Here is a 4050-nt window from a genome sequence, read left to right as displayed (position 1 = left end):
GCCGGGGTCGCCGAGATGTCGGGAATATTGTCAACCGCAGTCATACCTCGACATTAGTCAGGTCGCGACGGACGCCGCTGAAGTCGAGGTGAATGGGCCGACGACGCGGATCAGTGGCCGAGTCGGCCGCGGCCCAACCTGAGCAGCAGCATCGCCAGGTCCTTGCCTTCGGGTCCGAGCTCGCGGTAGCGCTCGATGACCTTCATCTCGCGGCTGTGCACCAGCCGAGTGCCGCCGGAGGCCATCCGGGCTTTGCCGATCGCTCGGGAGACCTCGGCGCGACGTTTGACCGCTGCCAGGATCTCGGCGTCGAGCCGGTCTATCTCCAGCCGCAAGGCATCGATGTCAGTGGGTTGTTGTGTTTCGATTGTCATCTCGGACTCCGGAATCTCGTTGTGCGGAGGTTGTTGCGGTGTCATCCGGTTTCGGGCCTCACACAAGAGACGAGCCCCGGATCCGGAAGTGGACCGCGGGGCTCTGGGAAGCAGCTACACCACGGGCACCGTCGGCCGGTACCCGTAGAAAAATCGCCGCTGCGCAGTGAGCACAAAACTGAGTGTGCCACTTGCAGGCGTTCCGGCGCAAAGGTGTCACCGATCGGCGGTAGGTTTGGAAACCGATGAGTGTGCAGCACGTAACCGAATCCGAGACCGACCATCTGCTCGACGGGCTCAATCCTCAACAGCGCCAGGCGGTGCTGCACGAGGGCTCGCCGCTGCTGATCGTGGCCGGCGCCGGTTCGGGCAAGACGGCCGTGCTGACCCGGCGGATCGCCTATCTCCTGGCCGCGCGCGACGTCGGTCCCGGCCAGGTGCTGGCGATCACCTTCACCAACAAGGCCGCCGCAGAGATGCGCGAGCGGGTGGCCACGCTGGTCGGACCGCGAGCCAGAGCTATGTGGGTGTCGACCTTCCACTCGACCTGCGTGCGGATCCTGCGCAATCAGGCGTCGCTGATCTCGGGCCTGAACTCGAACTTCTCGATCTATGACGCCGACGATTCGCGCCGTCTGCTGCAGATGATCGGCAAGGACATGGGCCTCGACATCAAGCGGTATACGCCGAGGCTGATGGCCAACGCCATCTCCAACCTCAAGAACGAGCTGATCGACCCACAGCAGGCGCTGGCCAACCTCTCCGATGACGACCTCTCCGACGACCTGGCGCGCACGGTGGCCGCGGTCTACGCCGAGTACCAGCAGCGGCTGCGGGTGGCCAACGCACTGGACTTCGACGACCTGATCGGGGAGACGGTCGCGGTGCTGCAGGCCTTCCCGCAGATCGCCGACCACTATCGTCGGCGCTTCCGACACATCCTGGTCGACGAGTACCAGGACACCAACCATGCGCAATACGTGCTGGTCCGCGAGCTGGTCGGCCGCGATCTCGAACCCGGCGAAGAGGGTGTGCCGCCCGGGGAGTTGTGCGTGGTCGGTGACGCCGACCAGTCGATCTATGCGTTCCGCGGAGCCACGATCCGCAACATCGAAGACTTCGAGCGCGACTATCCGAACGCGACCACCATTCTGCTCGAGCAGAACTACCGCTCCACGCAGAACATCCTGTCGGCGGCCAATTCGGTGATCTCGCGTAACCCCGCGCGTCGCGACAAGCGGCTGTGGACCGACGCCGGTGAGGGCGAGTTGATCGTCGGCTATGTCGCCGACAACGAACACGACGAGGCGCGGTTCATCGCCGAGGAAATCGATGCGCTGGCCGCCAAGGGCGACCTCACCTACAACGACGTGGCCGTGTTTTACCGCACCAACAACTCGTCGCGGTCGGTGGAAGAAGTGTTCATCCGCGCCGGCATTCCGTACAAAGTCGTCGGGGGAGTGCGGTTTTACGAGCGCCGCGAGATTCGCGACATCGTGGCCTACCTGCGGGTGCTGGACAACCCCGGCGACGCGGTCAGCCTGCGGCGCATCCTCAACACGCCGCGGCGGGGCATCGGTGACCGCGCCGAGGCATGCGTTGCGGTGTACGCGGAGAACACCGGGTCCAGCTTCGCCGACGCGCTGGAAGCCGCCGCCGAAGGCAAGGTGCCGCTGCTGAACACCCGGTCGGCCAAAGCGATTGCGGGTTTCGTCGAGATGATGGACGAACTGCGCACCAAGCTTGCTTCGTCCGAAGGCGATCTCGGCGAACTGGTCGAGGCGGTGCTCGAGCGCACCGGATACCGCACGGAGCTGGAGTCTTCCTCCGATCCCCAAGACCTGGCCCGGCTGGACAACCTCAACGAACTCGTCAGCGTCGCACACGAATTCGCGACCGACCTGGCCAACGCCGCGGTGCTCGATGACGTGCCCGACGACGAGGACGTGCCGGACACCGGTGTGCTCGCGCAATTCCTGGAGCGGGTGTCGCTGGTGGCCGACACCGATGAAATCCCCGAGCAAACAGCAGGTTTGGTCACGTTGATGACGTTGCACACCGCCAAGGGCCTGGAGTTCCCGGTGGTCTTCGTGACCGGCTGGGAAGACGGAATGTTCCCGCACATGCGGGCGTTGGGCGATCCGACGGAGCTATCCGAGGAGCGCCGACTGGCCTACGTCGGGATCACCCGGGCGCGCCAGCGGCTGTTCCTCAGCCGGGCCAAGGTCCGGTCGTCGTGGGGGCAGCCGATGCTCAACCCGGAATCACGTTTCCTGCGCGAGATTCCGCAGGAGCTCATCGACTGGCGGCGTACCGACCCGACCCCATCGTTCAGTGCGCCGGTCAGCGGGGCCGGCCGATTCGGCGCACCCCGGCCGTCACCAACGCGGGGCGGGGCGAGCAAACGGCCGCTGCTGGTACTGGAGCCCGGCGACCGGGTCACCCACGACAAGTACGGGCTGGGCCGCGTGGAAGAGGTGTCGGGAATCGGCGAGTCGGCCATGTCGCTGATCGACTTCGGCAGCTCGGGGCGGGTCAAGCTGATGCACAACCACGCCCCGGTGGCAAAGCTCTGAGGCGGCAACAGCTTTGGCGCGCCGACGATGCTAGGGCTGATCCTCCTGCAGCCAGTCGCGGGTACGCGGCAGCAGCGTCAGCACCGCGCTGGCGATCGGCAGGAGGGGCAGCGTATGCACGATCCAGGCCACTCGCGCCCCGGCGATGAACACGCCGAGATAGGTGAGGATCGCGACCACCGCGCCGGCCACGATCAGGTAGCGGCTCAGCGCCTGCCGTAGCAACAGCAAGATCACCCCGGAAATCGTCGCCGTCGCGAAGATCAGCGCCAAAAATGCCACCGCGATGCAGAACAATCGATCGGTGTGCCACCAGCCGGCGATCAGGTCGGTCGCCACCACCGACGTGGCCCAGCCGCTCACGATGCTGACCGCCGCGGCGGCCACCGCCGTGGCGCGGCCGGGCTCACCGAAGGAGACGGGTGTGGGCGAGAACTGCGGCTGCAGTGGTGGGGCGACATATGCCGCGCGGGTGTCGTCCGACGTCGGCAGCCGACCGGTGGGCGCGCGCCGAATGATGCCAGTTTCGGTGCTGCCTGGCCACGAGGGGTAGTTCGGATCGGTCACGATCAACCGGCGAAGGTACCGACGGACAGGCCGCGCTTCGCCAGCCACGGAACGGGGTCGACGCGCTGGCTGCCGCTGAGCAACACCTCGAAGTGCAAGTGCGGGCCGGTGGAGTTGCCGCGATTGCCCATGGTGGCGATTTGGTCACCGGCCATCACGCGCTCGCCTGCACTGACCGTGGTGCTGTTGACGTGTCCGTAGAGGGTGACGGTTCCGTCGGCGTGGCGCAGCTTGACCCACATGCCGTAACCCGCGGTCGGGCCGGCGGCGACGACGAGACCGTCGGAGACCGCACGGATCGGGGTGCCGATCGAGTTCGCGATGTCGATGCCCGCGTGCAGGACGCCCCACCGGTAGCCGAAGCCCGATGTGAAGATGCCTTTGGTCGGCATGACGAACAGAGGCTGCTGGAGGCGGGCCTCACGCTGGGCACGCTCTTGAGCGAACGCGACGCCGTGAGCCAATTCGGCGTTGTGCACGGCGACGTTGGCAGCCGGCCGCACGGTGACGAGCTGCATACCGCCGTCGGAGGT

Annotated in this window: 4 protein-coding genes; 1 reads left to right on the top strand and 3 read right to left on the bottom strand. The window is 66.3% G+C overall.

What is annotated here, in order from left to right; translation table 11 throughout:
* Positions 1-110: 110 nt before the first annotated feature.
* Entirely contained in the window at positions 111-419 is a 309-nt protein-coding gene (locus AC2VOG_RS16695) for a chorismate mutase (protein ID WP_486940974.1), read from the bottom strand.
* A 200-nt stretch (positions 420-619) separates the two neighbouring features.
* Between AC2VOG_RS16695 and pcrA the strand changes: the two genes are divergently transcribed.
* A complete protein-coding gene (pcrA, locus tag AC2VOG_RS16690; RefSeq protein ID WP_486940973.1) occupies positions 620-2950 on the top strand; it encodes a DNA helicase PcrA in 2331 nt (776 codons plus the stop codon).
* Positions 2951-2980: 30 nt separating this feature from the next.
* On the opposite strand, the gene AC2VOG_RS16685 is transcribed toward pcrA, so the two are convergent.
* Positions 2981-3469, bottom strand: coding sequence for a hypothetical protein (locus tag AC2VOG_RS16685; protein WP_486940975.1), 489 nt, complete (start codon positions 3467-3469; stop codon positions 2981-2983).
* A 50-nt stretch (positions 3470-3519) separates the two neighbouring features.
* Positions 3520-4050 (bottom strand): M23 family metallopeptidase (locus AC2VOG_RS16680; protein WP_486940972.1); only part of this gene is annotated, 531 nt, incomplete at its 5' end.

It is taken from the genome of Mycobacterium sp. TH-M11 (assembly GCF_057473725.1).
The sequence above is the reverse complement of the archived record's forward strand: the minus strand, read 5'-3'. Positions and strand labels throughout refer to the sequence as shown.